Here is a 17917-nt window from a genome sequence, read left to right as displayed (position 1 = left end):
TTTCCCATAACATCTAATTTATGTACTTCGTAAATACCACACTTCCAAAGTAATATCTGAACTACGTATATGATAACCTATGAGGCGATATATGCGAAGAAAAATTTGGTGAAAAAGGGAGAGATTTGAGATACTCAATCTCCCATGTCCATACGATCCAGTGGACTCTGAATACGCTGAATATTTTTCGTGCTCACATGCGTATATCGTTGTGTTGTTTGTGCACTCGTATGACCAAGAAGCTCCTGAATATAGCGCAGGTCTGTTCCATTTTCCAGCAAATGTGTAGCGAAAGAGTGCCGCAAAGCATGAATGCTGCATTTTTTTACAATACCCGCTCTTTGTCTAGCTTCTTCAAAAACCTTTTGTACACTGCGCTCCGTAAGATGTCGATCTGAAGACTGTCCCGGAAACAACCAACGATCGATTTTATATTCGGCGATGTACTTCTGTACAATCTCCCAAGCAAGATGGGAGAGAAGAGTTCTTCGATCCTTTTGACCTTTTCCCTGCCTTACGATAATGGTCTGACGCTCAATGTCCAGATCACTACAGCGTAGACGAACGATTTCGCCGACACGAAGCCCTGCCGAATAGGTTAGATAAAGAATTTTTTTGTGTTTGAGATTAGTCACAGTTTTCAGCAATTGGGTGACTTCTTTTTCGGACATGACATTGGGCAACTTATTTTGTTTTTTAGGACGTATATATTGAAACTCGGCAGGATGAAGTAACACATGTTTACAATAGAATCGGATCGCACTAATCGTCTGATTTACACTAGAATGGGAGACTCCTCGCTCAAGCAATCTCAAACAATATGTCTGGACATGAGATGCATGAATTTCTGTATCGATCTGAGGAAGACTGGTCACAAATCGTTCAATCTGATTACAGTATGCTTTACCCTCTCAATTTTAGAGCTTGTTGCAACTCATCTCTTCTCCATTGTGTTTTCTCTCCATGTAACTTCCATTTTCTCAATATATCACTCTCCACCCACAGCTCCGGGGAAATCTCTACATCTCGCGCATCAAAGTGCTTTGTAAACTCCTGAAGAGATGTGTCTGAATAGGGGATGACCCAACGTTTCGTGTCAGGCTCCCACCTTCTTCCTGTTACCTGACGAATGCGCTGGATATACACCGTATTATACGGAATTTGCACATACAACGTATATCAGAACTTTTGGTTAAAATGATGGTGTTTTCTGCTTTATCTTTCATAAAAACTCTCCCTTCAGCTTAATTGGATTTATGAGTTCTATAAAATTAAAAAAATAAAAAAGGAAGATCATCTTCATCCCGTAAGGGAATCTAGTGATCTTCCGATGCTTTCGGAAATATGGTCGCTGAACCTACATGGCAGCGGCTTCTTCTCCCAGCGGCAGCGTGTAATACTGCGCCTGCTGCCCTTCGTGCTGCTGGTACACAACGACCAGCAGCGTCCGGCCTTTCGCGGTAAGCGGGCTGGCGCCAGCTAGCACACGCTCAAGCCGGAACGGAAGCACATCCAGTACGGTGTGCTTCTGCAGTTCCTTTTCGCCGAGACCAAGGTCGGCGAAAGCACGGGCACCCATGACCGTCTGTGCGGTCATGGCCGAGGTCATCGGCAACGCACGCGAAGCGTTGCCGTCTTCCCCGTCCGCCGCTCCATCCGCGGCGGACCCTGTTGCGTCGCCCGCAGGGAGCGACGCTGCACCCCCGGCATCGCTGCCGATCACACCCGCCGCATCTGCGGCAAAGTCTTCTCCGGCAGCGGCCGAACTTCCCACAGCGGCACTCGCACCCGTGCCGCTGCTTTCCAGCCATGCCGTGCCTGCGGCGCCAGCAACACGTGGCAGACGAACGTCTTCCGGACGTTCAGCCAACGTTTTCATATAACCCGCCCACTGGTCTTTCTGGAGCGGATCTTCCCACCAGATTTTGCGTGGTTTATATTTGTGGCCAAGGAAATAGTCCAGCTTCATCAGGCCAAGCACGACTTCCATATGCGGCGTGTTTCGCGACTCCAGGAAGCTGTGCAGACGAGTAAACAGATCTTCCAGTTGGTGCCCAATCTTCTGCCAACCCTGACCTTCCCAGTAATCCCCGAACGCCTGGAAGAAATCAAACGGCGAGTTGAACTCCTGCTCCATCAGATACTTCAGCGTATGGTCCATCCGATGTGCGTTCCAGTATTTCTCCAATACATCCTCCAGCCGCTTCAGGCGTACGATGTCGCTAAACGGCAACACATCACTACCCAAAATCTCATACGGCGCGTGATCCATATACGTATAGTTATACTTCTCCGCATCCAGACGCAGGCCCGTACCACGCAGCATTTTTAAGAATCCAAGTTGCAGTTCTTCCGGCCCCAGGGCAAATACATCGTTAAACGTCTTGCGGAACGTATTGTAATCTTCCTCCGGCAGTCCGGCGATGAGATCCAGATGCTGGTCGATTTTTCCACTGGCTTTGACTTTGTTGACGGTCCGGCTCAGCTTGGTAAAGTTCTGGCGACGTTTCACCAGTTCATTCGTCGGATCATTCGTGGATTGAACCCCGATTTCGAAGCGGAATGTGCCCGGCGGCGCATTCTCTGCCAGATAATCCAGTACCTCGGGACGCATAATGTCCGCCGTAATTTCAAACTGGAACACCGTCCCCTGATGATTCTCAATCAGGAATTTGAACATTTCGAGTGCATAATCCCGCTTGATGTTAAACGTCCGATCCACAAACTTGATCAGCTTCGCACCCTTCTCAATCAGGTACAGAATATCCGACTTCGTCCGCTCAATATCGTAATACCGCACGCCGACCTCAATACTGGACAGACAGAACTGACAACTGAACGGACAGCCCCGGCTGGTCTCAAAATAAACCACACGTTTCCCGAGGTCGGGAATATCCTCTTCAAATCGGTGCGGTGACGGCAGATCGTTCAGATCCGCTTTCGGCCGACCTGGCATGAGAATGACCTCTTCCCCTTTGCGATACGCCAGTCCATACACAAAGTGGAACTTCTTACTTCCTTCCAGCTCCGTCAACAGCTGATGCAGCGTCTCTTCCCCTTCACCCATCACGATGAAATCGACATTGGGAATTCGGTTCATCCAATATTCCGTGTCGTAGGACACTTCCGGCCCGCCCAGCAAAATTTTCACGTCAGGCATAACCTTTTTTAGATTATCAATGACCTTGATCGTCTCTTCGATATTCCAGATGTAACACGAGAACCCAATCACGTCCGCGCCGCGCTGGTACAGATCGGACACAATGTTCATGACTGGATCTTTGATCGTATACTCCGCCAGGTCAATATCAAAATCCTTCTCACTGTACGCCTTCAGACAACGCAAGGCCAAGGAGGTATGGATGTACTTTGCATTTAATGTAGAAAGAATAACCTTCATGGTTCACAACCTTTGCCTGGACACCCAGACCATATTTTTTGGTAAAAGTAAAGCTGCACAGCCATCCTGCCCCGGATGCTGTTCATGCAAACCTATTTGAACTAGCCATTCCATGTCTCATGGACATTTTCTACTTTTGTCTTTCAAAGAGTGGACACTCTTTTCAAAAAGACATATACACCCCGCCAAACCAAAAACACAACATACAGTGCGCAACCAAATAAATAAAACCACATATTGTACATGCTACTTTCAGACATCCCTAACGCCAATGTCCACCCTTTGAAAGACAATTCACCTTAATTTGTCCACAATACAGAGACACACTCTAGTCCAATTCCATTTCAAACTTAATTGCGCTCCGGCTTTCGACAGGTTTGAAGATATCCTCTGAATAGACATATAGCATCTCTACAATTCTTTAAGCTTTACGCACATGAGCCTCAAAGACCTGAAAGCGCGAATGTAACCACAATTCACACTTCATCCCAACTTGCTCATATCTGATTATACCTTCGCATACTACTCAAACTCGTAAAATGCATCATCATCCGTATCCACTTCTTCGCCCGATTGCTTCTGGAAAAACTCCAGGAACGGCAGTCCGTACTTGCGATACTTGACTTCACCGACCCCTTTGATATCCAGCATGTCACGTTCCGTCTGTGGACATACCACACTCATCTCGCGCAGGGTCGCGTCATTGAAGATAATGTACGACGGCACATGCTCTTTCGCCGCCAGATCACGACGGATCAGACGAAGTTGTTCAAATACCGTCTCGTTAACCGCAGATGGCATCGCATCGCGTCCACGACGTCCACCATAGTTTGTACCCGAAGCCGCCGCCGCTGTCTTGCGCACGACACGCTGCATCACCTCACGTTGACCCTTCAGCACTTCCACCGCAAGTGGTTGCAAACGAACGACCGGATACTGCCCCTCGGACAGCATCAGATATCCTTCCGATACCATCACGTTGATGATCTCCGATATCTCGCGCTCTGTGCGATTTCCCATCACACCGTAGGTTGGCAGGGAATCGAAGCCGTAATCGAGCACCTTTTTGGCACGGGAGCCTTTGAGCACCGAAGCGACCAGCGATACACCATACCGTTCACGCATGCGGTGAATGCAGCTGAATATTTTCTGTGCATCAATCGTCATATCTACCAGCTCGCGGTCGTCCGTACAGGAACTGCAAATGCCGCAAGGTGTATCGTCATGCACCTCACCGAAATAATCCAGCTGCGCACTGCGCAGACAACGCGTCGTGTAACAGTAATCCACCATCTGTTGCAGCTTCCGGTAATCGTTCTGTTTGCGGTCGCCCTCCATCGGATTCTGCTCAATCAGGAACTTCTGGGTGATAATGTCCTGTGCCCCAAATAGCAGAATACACTGACTGGGCTCTCCGTCCCGGCCTGCACGTCCGGCTTCCTGTACATATGCCTCCATGTTCTTCGGCATGCTGTTATGAATTACGTAACGCACGTTCGATTTATCAATCCCCATCCCGAACGCATTCGTTGCCACCATCACTCGGATATCATCGTACAAAAAAGCTTCCTGGCTCTGGGCCCGTTCATCGTCCGTCATGCCGGCATGGTAGCGTCCAGCTGGCAATCCCGCCTGCAACAAACGCTGATGCAGATCATCCACGTCCTTACGGGTGGCGGCATATACAATTCCAGGCTCGCTGGCATGCTCGCGCGCATAATTCAGGACAAAGTCCTTCTTGCTCTCGCCGCGAAGCACGCTAAACGCCAGATTATCCCGCCCAAGTCCGGTCACATACGTCTGCGGGTCCTGCAAACGCAGCAGCCGCAGAATATCGCCCATGACCTCGGGCGTCGCTGTTGCCGTGAAGGCCGCAACCACCGGCCGCTCCGGCAAACTGTCCACAAACGGCGCTACCGCCAGGTAGCTTGTCCGAAAATCATGTCCCCACTGAGACACACAGTGGGCCTCATCCACAGCAACGCACGAGATAGGCAAATAGCCCATCTCCTCGCGGAACCAATCCAGCTCCAGTCGCTCAGGCGCGACATAGAGCAACTTCAGCTCACCGCGCTGCGCCGCGCGGATGCGATCATTCACTTCTTTGCCGCTAAGTGTACTATTAATATACGCGGCAGCAATTCCGGCGGTCGTCAACGCATCGACCTGGTCCTTCATTAATGAGATCAACGGGGAGACAACAAGCGTCAGACCCGAATATAACAGAGCGGGGATCTGATAACAGATCGACTTACCGCCCCCGGTTGGCATAATGCCGAGCGTATCTTCACGTTCGAGCAGGCTGGCTACAATCTTTTTCTGTCCCTCACGGAAGTCGGGGTAGCCATAATATTTTTGCAGGAGACCCTGCGCTTCTTCAATAGTTGGTGTTTGCACACTCATGTAAAGACTCCTTACTTATCACCGGTGTTCTTCCACCAGCTTGGTCCGATCCGATTCTGACATCCGAAAGCGGCTCATATACCGCATCCTTGACAACAAAATGGCGTTCTCATGACTTGTCCGTCAAGCAAACGCCGCTCCCTTTAGTTTAACGGCCTAGCCCCGAATGAGCAACCGCGTTTTACTGTAAAATGCTCGAACCTGCTTTAATCAATAACATAATGTGTTACCATCAATTAACAAATAGCTTAAAGAGAGAACCTTGGCATATCTACATTTCCATTTCCATTTACTAATTGTTCCTAACCCCCCCCTACAAAGGAGAGTAATTTATTATGAAACAACAACATCCTCATGTGATTAATTCTTCAAACAAATCACCATCAAAGTCGTGGATACGTAGACATCCGATATTCAGCACATTATCATTATTAATTCTTGTACTGTTCGTTGCCGTATTCCTGTATTTCTGGCTCCGTCCATACTTCTCCACATTTGACCGTTCCGAGCTGGGAGATCTGAGTTATTCCATGCCTTCACGGAACGGTGAATATACTGCCGAGATTTATGGTGTACCTTACGGTGGTGCGGCAGGCGGCGTTACGATCTGGGTCGATGTGAAGAAGACAAATGCCCCTGAGGACTCCACGGTAAAAACGATCTATCGTGCCGAGCACCACGGGAATAACCATCTTGAATGGGAAAGTGAAAACACACTCCGGATTGAAAACTGGAATGAATACACGGATGAGACCATTACCCTCAATATCGATGACGAAATATATGATGGATGGGGCTGGGCGTGCAAAAGCTTACGGATGAAGGACCAATATGTGCACTGCCTGGTACCGGAAAAGTAAAAAATAGCTTAGCAGCTAAAATGACGTCCTGATACTCGGCTCTCATCTTGACGCATAATACTCACTGCATCCCACATCAGAAGTTCCACGATGAACGAGAAGCGTAAAAAGCCCCACTCACCGACTCTTTCGGTTAAGCGGGGCTTCTTTTGTTCATTAACAATTCGTATCTATCGGACTTAAAACATATGGCAGCATTATAATTTATCTATCACATCTATTCTGCTTCTGCTCTTTCAATTATGCTTCAATCTATTTTCCTTATTTCCTTCTCCCCGCTTCAAACGCTTCTGTCCTCATCAAGTCCCAATTCATCTCCCTACTTACGAGGTGACTCTGCACCACGTTCTTCCCGTTCCTTCATCTCTTTGCGCACCACTACTTCGAGTTTCTGCCGATTGGCAAGCAGCCCTGGATCGTTGGGCAAATACTCACGGGCTTTGGTGTTATGCATCAATGCCTGCTCCCAGTTGCCCAGATGGGCATAACAAAGGGAGAGCCGGGCATGCGGCAACCAGGTGCGACAGGCGATAGGTACCGGGCGCAGACCCGGATCGCGGCTGCTCACATCGACTGCCTGCATATACCAGTAGATCGCCGAGACGGGTTCATGCCGTTCATGGAAACAGGCAGCAATGGCGCAACAGAAATCGGCATGCGGCAGATCATACTGGAACGATTGCAGCAATGCCCCAAGCTTGCGGCCCGTCTCGCCCAGTCGTTCATAACATTCCGCCAGCCTCGCGCAGGCAATCAGGCGATCCTCGCGGTAACCGCTTGGCTGTTCCAGCAGCTTCGCGTACCCGCGTGCCGCCGCCGCATACTGCTGGCGGTCATAACATTCGCCTGCATAATAGAACAGCAGGCGACCTTGGGCTACGCCCTCTTCGGCGATCCATTTGCGCAGAATGCGCACGTTTCGCGCCGAATGATGTCCCGCTTCGCGGCGATGCGTGACGGCAATATCTGCCGTAATGACCTCGCCCCGCGGGAAGCTAAGCTGCTCGTGCAGCCGGCCATGCCAGCGGCACCCGGCATCCCGCTTGACCAGGCGAAGGCGTCGGTCCGTCACAAGCGGACTCCCCTCCGGCCCCTCGGCCAGCGTGTAGTTCAAGATCACAGCCGCCGCTTCCCCCTCAGACGGAAGCTGCTGCTTCAACACCTCCAGCTTCGCCCGTTCCGCGGGCAGCAGCACATCGTCCGCATCCAGCCACAGGATATACTCCTGCGTGGCCTTGGCGAATGACTCATTCCGCGCTGCTGCAAAGTCTTCCTTCCATTCATACGTGTAGACCTGGTTGGTGTACTGCGCAGCAATGTCCATCGTGCGATCTGATGAACCGGTATCCACAATGACGATCTCGTCAGCGATGCCAGCAACCGAGTCGAGACAGCGCGCTAGCATGCGTTCCTCGTTCTTCACAATCATGCATAGACTGATGGTGATCACGTTTTGAGCCCCTTCCTGTCAGACGCGTATTGCGAAATGTCATGACGGCTTTGCTCTTTCATTGACTAGTTACTTCAAACAAAGTACTAGCACTCTCATTCCCTCAAATCTCAAAGTCCAATAAAGAATACATCGACATCATTTTCACTATGGCTAACGAACCGAGGTAACGCTATTAGTTGTATTTCAGCCACTTGGAAAAACTAACGAATCTGAGGCGCGCTATCCTTGCGTTTTAGGCATGCATTCCTCTTTTATCACAGCTTTCTAATGAAATAGCGTCGCTTAGATTCGTTAGATTTGTCACCTCTCGAAAATCACCAATATAAGACGTGTGAGATTCGTTAGAACATAGACTGTCCTTGTCCTTGACTTAGGCTCTAACCCTGCCCTTGCCACTGTCTCTCCCCCTGCCTTGCCACTGGCCGTATCTCTTTTCTTTTTCCTGCCCTGTTCCCACCTTTACTGCTACCCATCCCCACTCTCCTGACGACGAAACCGTTTCACCTGCTCCACCGCACTGTCCAGTGCCTTCTTGCGTTGTTTCATTACGCGAAGATGCTGTTGTTCCACCTCGGCAAAATGTGCATGATCTAGCTCCATCCACTCCATCAGTTGATCTAACGTTGGCGACATATGAAGCTGTGTTCTCCGCCGTCTGCGGGCCACGCAACATAGATATTTATGATGAACTTCCAGTTTCAAGACTTCAAAATAGGGCATTAAACACATCGCCAGATTTCCTGCATAGAAGGTCTGCTTGTGATCATAGAACGGATGATATCCATATGGCACGGTTAATACCAGCGTCCCCTCTTCTTGCAACAGCCGATGAATCTGAATCAATAACGTCTCTGGATGAGCAAAATGCTCCAGCACTTCTCCCAGCAGTACCGTGTCAAAAGTCGTTCTGACCTTCCATTGCGTAATATCCAGCATCCGAAAATCCACATTATTCCTGACCGGCCTGGATTCTTTGGCAAGTTCTTCTTGTGCATACCGAATGCTCTCTTCCTCCAGATCAATGCCAGTGACACGAAATCCTTCACGTGCCAGCAGAATGGACGTAATGCCCTGACTGCACCCGACATCCAGGATGCGTTTGCCTGTCGCCTCACGGCACATCCAGTGGATACGCGTTCTCGTTGCTTCATGAGAATCTTCCGAGTTAATCTCGCCATAGTAACGTTCACTCACACGATCATGATTTGCCATGGGCGTCTCCCTGATCCTCGTCGGGGCCGATGGCAACTTCATGGTGAGCTGCACCATCCTCGACTGCCGTTTCTTTTTGTCCTACCGATGCTATACTCTCCTGTTGCTCGCGTACCCCCTTCACCTCAGGCCGCACAGGCTGGCCCAACAACACAATATTTCCTCCGTGGCATCCGGCCGTTGCGTTGCGTGTATCGAAGATCAGCTTCGCATGATCCGCCATCTCCTGATAATCGAATCCCGAATGATCCGTTGTGATGATCACCAAGTCAGCCCATGCCCACAATTCCGGCACCGCCGGACTAGCGTGCAGCACTGTGCCATCATCCTTGCGGAAGACAGGCACCATCGGATCGGTGAAAACGACTTCTGCCCCCGCTGCGCTCAGCAGCCGAAAGACGTCCAGCGCAGGTGATTCGCGCAAGTCATCGATGTCTTTTTTATAAGCCATACCCGCCAGCACAACGCGCGCGCGCCGCAGAGATATCCCCTTTTGCTCCAGCAATTCTGCTGAACGCTTCACTACGTTCTCTGGCATCTGTCGATTGGTTGCATCTGCCAGCTGGATGAATTGCAACTCCGATCCCTGCCGGCTTGCCGCCCAGGACAGATAGATCGGATCAATTGGGATACAGTGTCCGCCGATGCCTGGACCGGGATAGAATGGCATGTAACCAAACGGCTTGGTGGCCGCCGCACCCAGCACCTCCCAGATGTTCACGCCCATCTGTTCACAGGCCGGAGTCAGCTCATTGACGAGTGCAATGTTGACACTGCGAAATGTATTTTCGAACAGCTTCGCCGTCTCCGCTACCGTCGTTGAACTGACTGGAACAACTTCGTTGAGGAACGAGCCGTAGAACTGTTTACCATACTCCAGACAGGCAGGCGTAGAGCCGCCAATGATCTTTGGCGTATTTTTCACACCATAATGCACACTGCCGGGATCTACCCGTTCGGGAGAATAGCAAACGTAGAATTGTTCTCCTGCTTGCCAGCCGTTTGCCACTTCTATCGGTTGTTTCACGACTTCTTCCGTCGTGCCCGGATAAGTCGTGCTTTCCAATATAACAAGACTGCCCTCCTGCAAGTATGGAGTCATGCCATCCACCGCAGACGCAATATACGAGATATCCGGTTGATGCTCGGCAGTCAGCGGAGTGGGCACACAGATTACAATGACATTCGCCTGTGCCACTGCTGTATAATCCGTGCTGGCCGTGAACAAACCTGCCTTCATGAGAGACTGCAGGACTGCATCATCTATACCGATGACATACGAATGTCCGGCACGCAGCTTGGCTACCTTGGAGGTATCGATATCGATCCCGTGAACCTGATATCCTGCCTGGGCCATCTCGATGGCCATGGGCAAACCTACATAACCGAGACCGATGACAACAGCTTTCAAGGAGCGATCATGAATAGGTTGTATTGGGGTCGGTGGCTGTAATTCTTCTTTTCCTTCGTGCTGCTCATGCTGATGATTCTCTTCCATTCCTTCCAACTCCAAATGCTCCGCCTCCCTTCGCTGGGCGTGTCTAAAAACTCCATTGAAGCCGTTTTGAGACACACCCTAATCGATATAACCGCCTGCACGCAAAAAACGGGCAATCGCTGGTTTGTTCATCATGGCACTGTCCGAACGATACTCGGTGAAGTTCACATGAGACAGGCTGCTGTACTGATCCGTCAGTCCCTTGTCCTGGTGCTCCGGCAGGATCACATAATACTGTGCATCGTATTGACGAGTGCGCGGTGCTTCAAAGGGCGATATCAGCACTTCATGCAATTTCTCGCCCGGACGAATTCCGGTCACCTTGTAATCGAAGGATGGACGACCTGCCTGTTCCAACATGACGGAAGCCAGATCCGTCATCTTGCAAGCTTTCATTTTCATTACAAACGTCTCCCCGCCCACGGCTGCCTCAGCGGCCTTAAGCAGTAAATGTATGGCCTCGGTACGCGTAAGGAAAAAGCGGGTCATGCCTTTGTCTGTAATGGTCAGGCTCTTGCCTTCATCGATCTGGCGACGGAACAAGGGCACGACACTTCCGCTGGTTCCAAGCACATTACCGCCGCGGATGCAGACAAACCGGGTCCCTTCACTCAGCCAATTGGCACGGATCATCATTTTTTCACCCAAAGCCTTCGTCATGCCATATACGTTAATCGGATCTACCGCCTTATCCGTGGACACATCAATAACTTTGGGAATCTGCATACGGATCGCAGCCCGAATAATGTTCTGTGTGCCGATCACATTGGTCTTGAACGCCTCATCCGGCTGGTCCTCGCAGACCGGCACATGCTTCAGCGCAGCCAAATGGAAAAGCACATCCACGCCCCTGCATGCATCTTCCACTGCCCGATAATCCCGGATATCTCCAATGATGAATCGCAGACGCGGGTCATGGTTGAACTCACGCTGCATTGCAATCTGGGCGTATTCATTGCGTGACAGAAGGCGAATCTCAGCCGGGTCCTGTTCCAGCAGCACCTCGGTCAGCTTTTGACCCCAGGAGCCTGTTCCTCCGGTGATCAGAATCGTTTGTCCTTGAATCATCGATGAATCCCCCCTGATCAGATCATGAATTCGCGTAATACCTGGGCCATCTCATCCCGGCTTAATCGGTCTTTTGGCGGTACTTTTTTCACTGAAGTATTGTTTGAATGTACGATGTTGACATAATTGCGCGGAGCAAGCAGTTCATGCGGCAAGTCTATGACATTGCCATGTGTACCTCTGCCCGGAAGCTTGACCCGGTATCCGGATGCGTACTCCGCTGTTTTATACAGGTAGACATAGAATTGCGGAGAACGATGAAACGCTGGTGCCATTTCGTTGTTCACGCTATCCCAGAGATAGCCGTTCTGGTTAATCAGTGCCAACGTCTGCGGCTGTGGCTGTATATCGTAGAGTTGCTGAACAAAGGTTCTATGATACAGATCATCCGAATCCAGACGGGCAATATAGATATCCTCTGCTCCTTCAGCAAAAGCCAGAATGGCACGCACACTTTCAATATTTGTTCCAAAACGGATATTGGAAGGGAGCGGCTCTTGACCTGCCAGAATCTCCTGCATCAACTCCCCCGATTCCTTGGACAGCTTCACCACGGTCAGGAAATCCTGATTCGTCTGTGCCTTCAGGCAATGCAATGTGAACGTGCGGAAGATGCTCATTCGACGTTCCAGCCACTCCCGCGTCAATCGCTGCGGGTCCATCCCGTAATTGTTGAAGTTAATCTCAATCACAACTTTCCTGGACATAACATTCCTCCTCATGAACGCTACTGCATGATCCTTTTACAGCATACAGACCGTTTTCATAGTATTGATGTCGTCTCTCTGGATGCCGTCTCTCAATGAGCCACATCTATCACATTCATATCTCTTCCAAGCAACATCTCCTTTGGAATCCAGCACTCTATAACGTATGAAACGTTAATAGAAGCGGTACCGACAGATGTACTGACTTTCATATAAATAGATTCATATACGCCTGAAGATGAAGCCCTGCGGGTCGAACGTACATATCGTTGCTCCAGTCGCAACATAGAATAGAGCAGTTCTATTTTCAAAGGGGGCAATCGCTGAATGGATTCGATCTATCTTGAACTGGAAGGTGTGCTTGAGCAGCTTGAAACGGCGCTTCTTGAACAGCGTCCGCTCTCTCTTGTACGAGTCGGTGATGGCGAGAATATCGTCATGTCTCAAGAAACGGTGTGGACCACGGAACAGGTCCTTCAGGAGCGTTGGGCCAAGAAAGCCAATTTAGGACAAAAGGGATTGCGTCTTCCCAACCCGCAGCTCCGGGATGAAGTTGCCGCTTCCTTGCAACGGGCAGATATCGTTGGCGTTCTTCCCCGCGGTGACAGTACCATTAACGCGCCGGATTATCTCAAACGACCTCTGACCGATATGGTGTTTGCCCACTTTGGCATCTCTCCCTCACGGACTTGTCATGCCTGTGTCAATCGGGAGCTGGCACAAAATCCGCGTTTCTGGCAGATGCTTGCAGGCAAGCGTGTGCTTCTCGTTACCCGTGAGACCGAAGCCTTGCGTGCTACGCTCGAACGTGAGCCGTATCATTTAAACATCGTGACTGCGCTACCCTTCGACAGCTATGATCACATGCAGGAAACACTCGAGTGGATTCAGACGAATCAAGATACCTTTGATGTCGCTCTCTTCTCCTGTGGTGTCAACGCGGTTGTTCTTGCTGAGCGTACAGCTGCACTGGCCGGCAAAGTCGCCATCGACTTCGGCAAAGCCAACATCATCATTCTGAAAGGGCGTGCCAACTGATCCCCCTGGACACCTCCATCCTTCAGATGAGTGCGCCGCCTTGACTGTACAGACATTTGTATGACAAAAACCCCCGGCTCCTTAAGCCGGGGGTTTCATACTGAGCGCTAGTCGAGATATATTGCGACACGACCTTCTACTTCTGGTTTCTGGGAAATGAAACGAACTCTGCCGTCAACATAAGCGATGACGAGCACTCTGCTTATTGATATTACGCCTTCACAACTAACCAGTGGCTGCAATACCGTATAACATCTCCGGCCCGGTTCTTACTGCTGTGGACACCCCCGAGATGAACGAAGTATACACACTTTCCAGTGCGGGTGGTGCAGACAGGTCCTGAGCTGTGAACGAATGAAATTCGGCACCGCCGTTCTGTCCAATCGTCCCTTCAGCACGGTAGATGACATAGAATGGATCATATACGAATCCCCGTACCAGCTCCACCACAAAGGTATCTCCAAGTTCTCCCGTAACCCCCACTGTTCCGTTCAACGTAATAATGGGATTCACCACGCCTTGAGTCTGCAGACCAATCGCACCAAAAGCTGTCGGGGATTCTGACAGCGACAAACCGGGCTGTCCAACAGTTCCCGAGTTCATCGAAGTTCTCATATCGAGAAACACGCCCATGAGTAACACCTCCAATGCTATGGGATACCATATCCTATGAATCTCACAACTCTTCGGATTGGATGTATAGCAGTTTCATGAACCTATTTTTATTTGTCGACTGTTAATGGTATATTGGACTGCATAACGAAATGAACGGATCGTATGCACACAAGCGGTACAGGCTGTTCAGAAGGAGATTACTATTCATGAATAAACGCAAACGTCCAACAGGCAAAACATCGGCCTCGGCCAAGGGAAAATCATACGCAGGTTCATCTACAGCACGTTCCGGCAAGTCTAACTTCTCATCTGCAAAATCATCAGGTGCTTCCGCATCACGCAATACGGAGGAGAATAAAAAACCACTAGCTGCCAAATCATCAGCCGCACCGAAGAAAGCCGGAGGTAACAAATCCAAAAATGGCAGTGCTTCCAAGCGCCCGGGCAATGCCTATTATCGCAAGCAGGAACCACCACGCCAGTACAAAGTCACCGAACCGGACGAACTGCTGAACTTCCTGTTGCAGCATCTGAAATCGGGACGGAACGCGGTGAAGTCCATTCTGGGTCGTGGACAGGTGTCCGTGGATCAGAAAGTCGTAACCAAGTTTAATGAAGCGCTAACGCCAGGTCAGATTGTCTACATCCGAAAAGAAGGTGCAGTCGCTGCTCCATCCTTGACGGGTATTAACATTTTGCATGAAGACGATGATATCATCGTGATCCGCAAGGAAGCCGGACTGTTGTCCATTGCCGCTGACAAGACGGATGATCTGACAGCTTATCGCCAACTGACAGAGCATGTACGCCGCACCAATCCGCTGAACCGGATCTTTGTCGTCCATCGTCTGGATCGGGATACATCGGGTGTAATGATGTTTGCCAAAAGTGAAGAGGTACAGCAGAAACTGCAAAACAACTGGAAAGAAAATGTGCAGGACCGTGTCTACGTTGCCCTTGTTGAAGGTGCAGTAGCCAAAGAAGAAGGCACCATCTCTTCCTGGCTGAAGGAAACCAAAACACTGAAAATGTACTCCAGCTCTCGTCCGAATGATGGACAACATGCGATCACGCATTACAAACGTCTGAAGTCGAACCGCGACTTCTCTCTGCTGGAAGTACGTCTGGAAACAGGTCGCAAAAATCAAATTCGTGTGCACATGGAAGATCTTGGACATCCGATTGCCGGTGACCGAAAATATGGCGCACGCACAAGAGATCTCGGCCGTCTCGGACTTCATGCACGTATACTCTCATTTATTCATCCGACAACGGATGAGCTGATGTCATTTGAAACGGATATTCCGAAACCATTCCTGCATCCGTTCCGTGCAGATGCTCCACCTGCGAAATAACTGCATCTTTAGTGTGTGTCTATAGAAAATATAGAAAATTCACTGATCCATTGATCATGCCTGAAAGGAGGAACGGACACTGAAAAACCTGTTGATCACCGGTTACCGGGCACATGAATTGCAGATTTTTGGACAGAAGCATGAAGGTATTCCTTTTATCAAAAAGGCTATCTCATCCCGCTTAACGCCTATTGTCGAGGATGGTCTGGAATGGGTGCTGACGCCGGGACAATACGGTGTGGATCTGTGGGCATGCGAAGTCGTGATTGATCTGAAGAAGACGTATCCACATCTGAAACTATCGATCATTACTGCCTTTCAGAACCCCGAGGAACAATGGAAAGAAGACAAGCAGGAGTATTACCGTTCCATCCTCTCGGGTGTGGACTATTACGGTGCGATTAGCAATCAGCCTTATATTGGACCGTGGCAGTTCACTGCCCGGGATGACCTGTTGCTGCGTAAAAGCGACGGTCTTCTACTCGTTTATGATGAAGATGCCGGGGAAGGCAGTCCCCGTTTTGTGAAGGAAAAAGCCGTGAAGAAACAGCAGAATGAGGACTATACGATCATCAGTGTCACTTCAGAGGATATCCAATCGGTAGCTGAAGATGAGCGCATGAACGATATTGTAGACCTCGACGATTCTTCCTTCTGAATCATGCTCGATCAATGCAGACCGTTCAAGGTCCATCCGTTCACATCCATCATCAGAGGAGATTAACATTCCGTATGACGTACATATGTTTTTTTTGGAGTCAGGTTGGGTATAAGTAGTATTATAACTGCGATGATATGTCGTATGGGATAAGGGGAACTGCAACCATGACAATTACGCCAGAGCAGCGCATTCAACTGCATGGATTTAACAACCTGACCAAGTCGCTGAGCTTCAATATGTACGATATCTGTTATACGAAAACCAAAGACGAACGCGAAGCTTACATTGAATATATTGATGAACAATATAACGCCGACCGGCTAAGCAAGATTCTGAACAACGTCTCCGACATCATCGGGGCCCACGTGTTAAATGTTGCTAAGCAGGATTATGTGCCTCAAGGTGCCAGTGTGACGATCCTTGTCTCGGAAGGTCCTATTGTGGAGATCCCCGAAGAATCACTCGATGAATCTCCCGGCCCTCTGCCCGATAACGTCGTTATGCAACTGGACAAAAGTCATATCACGGTGCACACCTACCCAGAGTTTCACCCTAGTGAAGGCATCAGTACCTTTCGTGCCGACATCGACGTCTCCACCTGCGGTGAGATTTCACCGCTCAAGGCGCTTAATTATCTGATCCACTCGTTTGATACAGACATTATGACGATGGATTACCGGGTACGTGGCTTCACGCGGGACACCAGTGGACGCAAGCTGTTCATTGACCATGAGATCGGCTCGATTCAGAATTATATTCCCGACGAGATCAAGAACAGCTTTGACATGATTGACGTGAACGTCTATCAGGAGAATATTTTCCACACCAAATGTAAGCTGAAGGAATTCGACCTCGATAATTATCTGTTTGGGTACACCAAGGATAAGCTCAGCAAGAAGGAACAACAGGAGATTACGGAGTGGCTGAAGCTAGAGATGGACGAGATCTATTACGGCAAAAATATGAATCGTCCCACTTAAAAGTCTGCTGGAAGGCTGATCCAGAAAGCCAGCCAAGGTCTAAGACAAGATTTCATGAAGGCAAGGTTCTCTTCAAGAGCCTCCGGCATGTGCTTGTCTTTTTCTATGTTATGTTGACAGTGTGCAACTTTATTTTTTATTATAGGAGTAACTGTATTAATATGCAGTGAAGGAGACTGAGCCTGTGATCGAAACGAATACCACAAGACGTAACGAATCACTGTTACAAGCGCTTACTGCACAGCACAATGCCATTACCAACAACATAGCCAATGCAGACACGCCCAACTACAAAAAGAAAACGGTAGAGTTTCAGGAAGAGCTGAGACGGATCGTTGAGAATGGCAAAACAGATCAGCTCGCCATGAAGCGGACTCATGAAAAACACTTCCCTGTCAGTGATCCCCATTCTTCCATCGTACAGTACCGAATTGTCGAGAACAACGAAACCACGATGAACAATAACAACAATAACGTTGACATTGACAAGGAAATGGCGGACCTTTCAGAGAACCAACTCATGTATAACTACATGGTTGACCGGGTCAGTGGACATTACAAAAAAATGAAGAATTTATTGAATGATCTGAAATAATGAATGTACAAGCAGCCCGAAATGGCTGCTTTTTTTTGTTGTTTTTCAATGAATGTAGACGGTTTAGTGCCA

Annotated in this window: 15 protein-coding genes and 1 pseudogene; 6 read left to right on the top strand and 10 right to left on the bottom strand. The window is 49.5% G+C overall.

What is annotated here, in order from left to right; all coding sequences use genetic code 11:
• Positions 1 to 134: 134 nt before the first annotated feature.
• The 4 genes and pseudogenes from MKY85_RS07670 to recQ all read right to left on the bottom strand — a co-directional run bounded on the left by MKY85_RS07670 (position 135) and on the right by recQ (position 5803).
• Positions 135 to 671: a tyrosine-type recombinase/integrase gene (locus MKY85_RS07670; RefSeq protein WP_342573303.1), complete on the bottom strand. Its 537-nt coding sequence runs from the start codon at positions 669 to 671 to the stop codon at positions 135 to 137.
• Positions 672 to 791: 120 nt separating this feature from the next.
• Positions 792 to 875: pseudogene (locus tag MKY85_RS07665) on the bottom strand (hypothetical protein); the annotation flags it as partial.
• Between the two features lie 482 nt (positions 876 to 1357).
• Positions 1358 to 3400 carry a B12-binding domain-containing radical SAM protein gene (locus MKY85_RS07660; protein WP_342572252.1) on the bottom strand — a complete coding sequence of 681 codons (2043 nt, stop codon included), beginning with the start codon at positions 3398 to 3400 and terminating at the stop codon, positions 1358 to 1360.
• 522 nt (positions 3401 to 3922) lie between these two features.
• Positions 3923 to 5803 carry a DNA helicase RecQ gene (gene recQ, locus MKY85_RS07655; RefSeq protein WP_339259716.1) on the bottom strand — a complete coding sequence of 627 codons (1881 nt, stop codon included), beginning with the start codon at positions 5801 to 5803 and terminating at the stop codon, positions 3923 to 3925.
• A gap of 335 nt (positions 5804 to 6138) precedes the next feature.
• Here recQ and MKY85_RS07650 point away from each other — a divergent pair, with 335 nt between their 5' ends.
• On the top strand, positions 6139 to 6663 hold the full coding sequence (locus MKY85_RS07650) for a DUF5412 family protein (RefSeq protein ID WP_342572251.1): 525 nt from the start codon (positions 6139 to 6141) through the stop codon (positions 6661 to 6663).
• Between the two features lie 319 nt (positions 6664 to 6982).
• On the opposite strand, the gene MKY85_RS07645 is transcribed toward MKY85_RS07650, so the two are convergent.
• From MKY85_RS07645 to MKY85_RS07625, 5 genes are all read right to left on the bottom strand, one after another.
• Positions 6983 to 8113, bottom strand: a complete 1131-nt coding sequence (locus MKY85_RS07645) for a glycosyltransferase family 2 protein (RefSeq protein WP_342572250.1) — start codon at positions 8111 to 8113, stop codon at positions 6983 to 6985.
• A 468-nt stretch (positions 8114 to 8581) separates the two neighbouring features.
• A complete protein-coding gene (locus MKY85_RS07640; protein WP_342572249.1) occupies positions 8582 to 9328 on the bottom strand; it encodes a methyltransferase domain-containing protein in 747 nt (248 codons plus the stop codon).
• On the bottom strand, positions 9315 to 10841 hold the full coding sequence (locus tag MKY85_RS07635) for a nucleotide sugar dehydrogenase (protein ID WP_342572248.1): 1527 nt from the start codon (positions 10839 to 10841) through the stop codon (positions 9315 to 9317). The genes MKY85_RS07640 and MKY85_RS07635 overlap by 14 nt, the downstream gene beginning before the upstream one ends.
• Positions 10842 to 10904: 63 nt before the next feature.
• Positions 10905 to 11894, bottom strand: coding sequence for a polysaccharide biosynthesis protein (locus MKY85_RS07630; protein ID WP_124113486.1), 990 nt, complete (start codon positions 11892 to 11894; stop codon positions 10905 to 10907).
• A 17-nt stretch (positions 11895 to 11911) separates the two neighbouring features.
• Entirely contained in the window at positions 11912 to 12601 is a 690-nt protein-coding gene (locus MKY85_RS07625; protein WP_339240507.1) for a glycosyltransferase, read from the bottom strand.
• Between the two features lie 327 nt (positions 12602 to 12928).
• Between MKY85_RS07625 and MKY85_RS07620 the strand changes: the two genes are divergently transcribed.
• Positions 12929 to 13639: a GT-D fold domain-containing glycosyltransferase gene (locus MKY85_RS07620; protein WP_342572247.1), complete on the top strand. Its 711-nt coding sequence runs from the start codon at positions 12929 to 12931 to the stop codon at positions 13637 to 13639.
• A gap of 225 nt (positions 13640 to 13864) precedes the next feature.
• Here the strand turns inward: MKY85_RS07620 and MKY85_RS07615 are convergent, their stop codons facing one another.
• Positions 13865 to 14272, bottom strand: a complete 408-nt coding sequence (locus MKY85_RS07615) for a hypothetical protein (protein WP_339240503.1) — start codon at positions 14270 to 14272, stop codon at positions 13865 to 13867.
• A 188-nt stretch (positions 14273 to 14460) separates the two neighbouring features.
• Between MKY85_RS07615 and MKY85_RS07610 the strand changes: the two genes are divergently transcribed.
• The 4 genes from MKY85_RS07610 to flgB all read left to right on the top strand — a co-directional run bounded on the left by MKY85_RS07610 (position 14461) and on the right by flgB (position 17845).
• Positions 14461 to 15609: an RluA family pseudouridine synthase gene (locus MKY85_RS07610; RefSeq protein WP_342572246.1), complete on the top strand. Its 1149-nt coding sequence runs from the start codon at positions 14461 to 14463 to the stop codon at positions 15607 to 15609.
• Between the two features lie 79 nt (positions 15610 to 15688).
• A complete protein-coding gene (locus MKY85_RS07605) occupies positions 15689 to 16267 on the top strand; it encodes a DUF1273 domain-containing protein (protein WP_342573300.1) in 579 nt (192 codons plus the stop codon).
• A 167-nt stretch (positions 16268 to 16434) separates the two neighbouring features.
• Positions 16435 to 17250 carry an adenosylmethionine decarboxylase gene (gene speD, locus MKY85_RS07600; RefSeq protein WP_253432081.1) on the top strand — a complete coding sequence of 272 codons (816 nt, stop codon included), beginning with the start codon at positions 16435 to 16437 and terminating at the stop codon, positions 17248 to 17250.
• A 184-nt stretch (positions 17251 to 17434) separates the two neighbouring features.
• On the top strand, positions 17435 to 17845 hold the full coding sequence (flgB, locus tag MKY85_RS07595) for a flagellar basal body rod protein FlgB (protein WP_253432078.1): 411 nt from the start codon (positions 17435 to 17437) through the stop codon (positions 17843 to 17845).
• Positions 17846 to 17917 lie beyond the last annotated feature (72 nt).

The sequence above is a fragment of the Paenibacillus sp. FSL R5-0749 genome (assembly GCF_038595085.1).
Lineage (GTDB): Bacteria > Bacillota > Bacilli > Paenibacillales > Paenibacillaceae > Paenibacillus.
This window is presented reverse-complemented; position numbering and strand designations above follow the sequence as displayed.

Excerpts from the sequence above, each read along its gene's own strand:
- MKY85_RS07650 (WP_342572251.1), top strand. The coding sequence starts at position 6,139 with ATGAAACAACAACATCCTCATGTGATTAATTCTTCAAACAAATCACCA.
- MKY85_RS07625 (WP_339240507.1), bottom strand. The coding sequence starts at position 12,601 with ATGTCCAGGAAAGTTGTGATTGAGATTAACTTCAACAATTACGGGATG.
- MKY85_RS07630 (WP_124113486.1), bottom strand. The coding sequence starts at position 11,894 with ATGATTCAAGGACAAACGATTCTGATCACCGGAGGAACAGGCTCCTGG.
- MKY85_RS07660 (WP_342572252.1), bottom strand. The coding sequence starts at position 3,400 with ATGAAGGTTATTCTTTCTACATTAAATGCAAAGTACATCCATACCTCC.
- recQ (WP_339259716.1), bottom strand. The coding sequence starts at position 5,803 with ATGAGTGTGCAAACACCAACTATTGAAGAAGCGCAGGGTCTCCTGCAA.
- MKY85_RS07610 (WP_342572246.1), top strand. The coding sequence starts at position 14,461 with ATGAATAAACGCAAACGTCCAACAGGCAAAACATCGGCCTCGGCCAAG.
- MKY85_RS07615 (WP_339240503.1), bottom strand. The coding sequence starts at position 14,272 with ATGGGCGTGTTTCTCGATATGAGAACTTCGATGAACTCGGGAACTGTT.
- MKY85_RS07670 (WP_342573303.1), bottom strand. The coding sequence starts at position 671 with ATGTCCGAAAAAGAAGTCACCCAATTGCTGAAAACTGTGACTAATCTC.
- speD (WP_253432081.1), top strand. The coding sequence starts at position 16,435 with ATGACAATTACGCCAGAGCAGCGCATTCAACTGCATGGATTTAACAAC.
- MKY85_RS07640 (WP_342572249.1), bottom strand. The coding sequence starts at position 9,328 with ATGGCAAATCATGATCGTGTGAGTGAACGTTACTATGGCGAGATTAAC.
- MKY85_RS07620 (WP_342572247.1), top strand. The coding sequence starts at position 12,929 with ATGGATTCGATCTATCTTGAACTGGAAGGTGTGCTTGAGCAGCTTGAA.